This window comes from Rhodoferax sp. (assembly GCF_028689295.1).
GTDB lineage: Bacteria > Pseudomonadota > Gammaproteobacteria > Burkholderiales > Burkholderiaceae_C > Rhodoferax.
Window position 1 is genome coordinate 1 of sequence record NZ_JAQTWL010000063.1, and the last position, 3,455, is coordinate 3,455.

A 3,455-nucleotide genomic window follows, 5' to 3' on the forward strand; every position below is an offset into this window, starting at 1 on the left:
TGTCGATTTCGTCCCCCAGGCGACGGATTTTGAGCGTACCCGCCAGCCGTGATTCAATTTCGGCCAGTGCGGCTATGAAACGGATCAAGCTGCGCTCTGCCACACCGGTCTTTTGCGCGCCATCCACAAACAGCATTTCGGTTTTGGCCGCGGCATCAGGGTCTGGGTGCCAGCACAAGACAAGTTTGTAGTCACTTTGAAAGCCAGCCCATTCGCCTTCATGTGCGAGACGGCGACAATCGTCCAGCAGGCGGGTGGTGCGGTCTGGAAATGCGCCGCTTGTTGGGTAACCAGGGGATTGGCGGCGCACGGCATCCACATGCATGCTCCAGCCATCGTCAAGTGCCAGGGCCGCATTGATGCGTGCCGACACCGCCGCCAACTCTTCTTTGGTGGCACTGTCCAGATCCGGACCGCGAAATTCAAAACCCGCCAGCAAACCGCCAGATTTGGTGAGCACCACGCCGTTGTCGATCAGCGCCGCCCAGGGCAGCAGATCGGGAAGCCCTTGGGCATGGCTGCGAAATTCTTTCAAGAACATGGTCAGTCTCCAAAGGTGCGGGGCGAGGCAAATGGGGTGGCTGCACGCTTGTACAGCTTGCGGTATCGCAAACTGCGCCCGAACGTCTTGGAGAGTTGGGGGTCAAAGCTGGCGGCACGCGTCAACACCCAGGCGCCGACGGCCCACAAAGCCAGACCGAAAATGGCTGCCCACAGTTGAAACAAGGAAACAATGAACACGCCGGCCACGATTCCCAGTGCCAGGATCAGTTCGCGCTCAGCACCGAGCAGCAGCATGGGCCTGAGCATGGATTGATGCAGCGGCACTGAAAAATCAGTGCCGTTGTCTGAATTTTGGTCAGCCACGATTTGCGATCAGAAACGACGGACCGTCAGATCAACGCACCGCTGTTGACCAGGCCGATCATGCTCAGGAAGTTGGCGCCAAAAACGATCAGCGCCACACCGAGCACCACGTACAACAGTTTCTTGGCAATGCCACCCAGGTCGTCACCGCCAAAAATCAGCGCTGCACCTGCTGCCAGGAAGGCCACGGTCGAAATGCCGGTGGCCACAGGCCCAGTCAGGTTGTTGACCACCGTGGTGATCGGGCCGTCCCAGGGCAGGGCTGGGCCAGCGTAGGCCATCTGGGATACCAGTGCGGCCATGCCCGAGATGACAGGCGTGACCAGCTTTTTGAGTGATTTGGTAGGCTTGGTTGTTTGGAAGTGCACGATCTACTCCAGTTGGAAAAAAGACACCGGCCTGTTTGGCTGGTGCTTGATACCGCTGGACTGCAAATGAACAAATCGTCGCGTCGCGCTCCCGTGCATACAGCTCAACTACTCGGGTCTGGCGGAGTGAGAGGCCAGCAGCCGGACGGCAAAAGTTATCCACAAAACCACGGCACAGCACATACCGGCGAACACGGCATAGCACATACCGGCACGGCATAGCGCATACCAAACCACGGCATAGCATGTACCGGCGCACGGCATAGCACATACCGCGAGAACGTAAAAATTGTCAAAATCTCAAGGCAAATCAATGGCTTGGGAGTGGAGCAAAAAGCAGCTAATCTGTCTTTAATCTATCTCTAATCTGCGGCGTTCAAAACTGCCCCTGCATCGGGCTGCCCCGGAGCGCCGTGGCACGCACACCCATCGGCTCGCCGGACACCATGATTGCCGCTCACGCCCTGAGCCAACAGGCCCTGCTGGTCACCAACATCACTCGCGAGTTTGCCAAGGTGCCTGGTTTGCAGCTGGACAACTGGGTTACTGTCGTTTGATTTGGGGTTCTGTTTCACGGCAATCCGCGAAATCGACCACGCTTGAGCAGGTGCCTTGATTGACTTGCCGTTGGCATTTTTGACAGGTGCACCAAGTCTGAAGCATCGATTTTCCAAGCCCAGTTGGTGACTTCTTCCAGTTTTTCCAGGGCTGACTTTAGGTCCTGCTTGAACCCCTTGAGGCTGGAATTTTGACTGCCACACAGCCGCTGCAGGGTTTCGACTTTGACGGGGAAGGGCTTGGCATGGGAGCTGTAATAGCCGTGTAGCCACTGGGCAAGCGGCCGCTTTTTCAGCGCCATGCGCTGGCCAAATTCCACACTTGACCAGCCGTCAAGGCCATAGAGCTCGATGATTTTCGGGTTCATCTCAATGACGTAGCGGCCAGTCTGATCATCCCTGCCACCGTGGTGCAGGATTGCGCCGAAATATGCTCGGTGCGCATCCTTGATTTCCACCACGCTGGCCGCCAGCCGTGCGAATGCCCCTTTGAGCCATTCATGCTGACTTTTGCCGTTGCCGCGGTCAATGCACTTCAAGAAGTGTGAGGCAGTGAACTGAATCCGGCACCCAAGCCCACCGGTTCTGGCCAACTGCAGAGCTTGTTCCCAGACATCCAGATCCGCCTGATCCAGTTGCGGCCCGGTGTGAATGATCTTCACACCGTCGACGCTGGCCTTTTGCACGCGTTGCTGGAAAGACCTTGGGCCTCGTCGCACCACGCCAAAAAGTGCCGATCGCAGGACGCTATTGGGAACACCCCGGCAAACCTCCGCCCACAATGGCAACTGCACCTCCAAAGACCTTTCTGCAACAACTGTTTGCAGCGTCGAAGTTCGTTGCCCCCTTGCTTTGGCCAGGGCCAGGTTTTCTTCAAAGGTCCTTTTTTGACGCATCAACCCAGCCTGCCAGGCTGAACCTTGCGAGGCCGACCACGGCCACGCACTGGCTTAGCCAGAACTACCATCGTCATGGCGGGCTGCAACGGTCCAGGCAGTGGGATTCGACCGGTGGTCGTAAGTGACAAACCCGCGATGAAAACCTGGATGTCCGATGACCGCCACCGAACCGAGGCGCCAATTTTTACAGGGGGAGGGAAGCCGACAGGCGGCGTTTTGCGCCCGTATTGCCAATTCCAAATGGATGCTTCACTGATCTTGAGTATTGCTGCAACATCCGCGGCAGCCAGGAGTTCCAAACTTTGCATTCTGATCAACTTTTGAAAGTTGATCCCAGCGAGATTCTTGGAGGTTTTGCGCGCCCACGCAGTCGGCGGACGGGATCGATAACCCGACGACGCTCACGCGCAGGCGGCTGGCGGGCACGGAGAAAGCTTTGGCGTGAGCGTGTCGGTCACCATGCACAGGACCGATTTGACAATGGAACGCACGTGCAGTTCTGCTGCAACGATTGCTTTTATGGCCGACCAAAAAACCGATGATTGCGCCACAACCTGTGCGGTTGCAGCTCGCCGCAGTACTCTGGTAATTTTTTGTCGATGAGCATCTTCAGCCCTGTATTTTTGTTTGATGGCGTTCTCTATTTGAGCCGCCTTGCCGATCCCTGCTTGTGTGGCAACGTGTGCCAATTTGACAAATACCATGCCAACCACAAGACATGCTGCCTGACCATAAAAATTGCCGGCAACAACGTCAAATTGTAA

At 56.7% G+C, this 3,455-nt stretch carries 5 protein-coding genes and 1 pseudogene; 1 reads left to right on the forward strand and 5 read right to left on the reverse strand.

Translation table 11 applies throughout. The features are described from left to right. The 3 genes and pseudogenes from PHF15_RS16770 to PHF15_RS16780 all read right to left on the reverse strand — a co-directional run. Positions 1-541: pseudogene (locus PHF15_RS16770) on the reverse strand (transporter); the annotation flags it as partial. A gap of 2 nt (positions 542-543) precedes the next feature. Continuing rightward, a complete protein-coding gene (trbD, locus tag PHF15_RS16775) occupies positions 544-867 on the reverse strand; it encodes a conjugal transfer protein TrbD (protein ID WP_300123001.1) in 324 nt (107 codons plus the stop codon). Positions 868-893: 26 nt separating this feature from the next. After that, the gene (locus tag PHF15_RS16780) at positions 894-1,235 is read right to left on the reverse strand and encodes a TrbC/VirB2 family protein (protein WP_300123002.1); all 342 of its coding nucleotides are present in this window, start codon (positions 1,233-1,235) and stop codon (positions 894-896) included. 413 nt (positions 1,236-1,648) lie between these two features. Between PHF15_RS16780 and PHF15_RS16785 the strand changes: the two genes are divergently transcribed. Beyond that, positions 1,649-1,792: a hypothetical protein gene (locus PHF15_RS16785; RefSeq protein WP_300123004.1), complete on the forward strand. Its 144-nt coding sequence runs from the start codon at positions 1,649-1,651 to the stop codon at positions 1,790-1,792. A 14-nt stretch (positions 1,793-1,806) separates the two neighbouring features. On the opposite strand, the gene trfA is transcribed toward PHF15_RS16785, so the two are convergent. Continuing rightward, positions 1,807-2,688: a plasmid replication initiator TrfA gene (trfA, locus tag PHF15_RS16790; RefSeq protein ID WP_300123005.1), complete on the reverse strand. Its 882-nt coding sequence runs from the start codon at positions 2,686-2,688 to the stop codon at positions 1,807-1,809. A 404-nt stretch (positions 2,689-3,092) separates the two neighbouring features. After that, a partial coding sequence (locus tag PHF15_RS16795) for a hypothetical protein (RefSeq protein WP_300123007.1) occupies positions 3,093-3,455 on the reverse strand: 363 nt, incomplete at its 5' end.

What these genes read in the sequence shown, in the direction of transcription:
- trfA (WP_300123005.1), bottom strand. Translation starts at nt 2,688, where the DNA reads ATGCGTCAAAAAAGGACCTTTGAAGAAAACCTGGCCCTGGCCAAAGCA.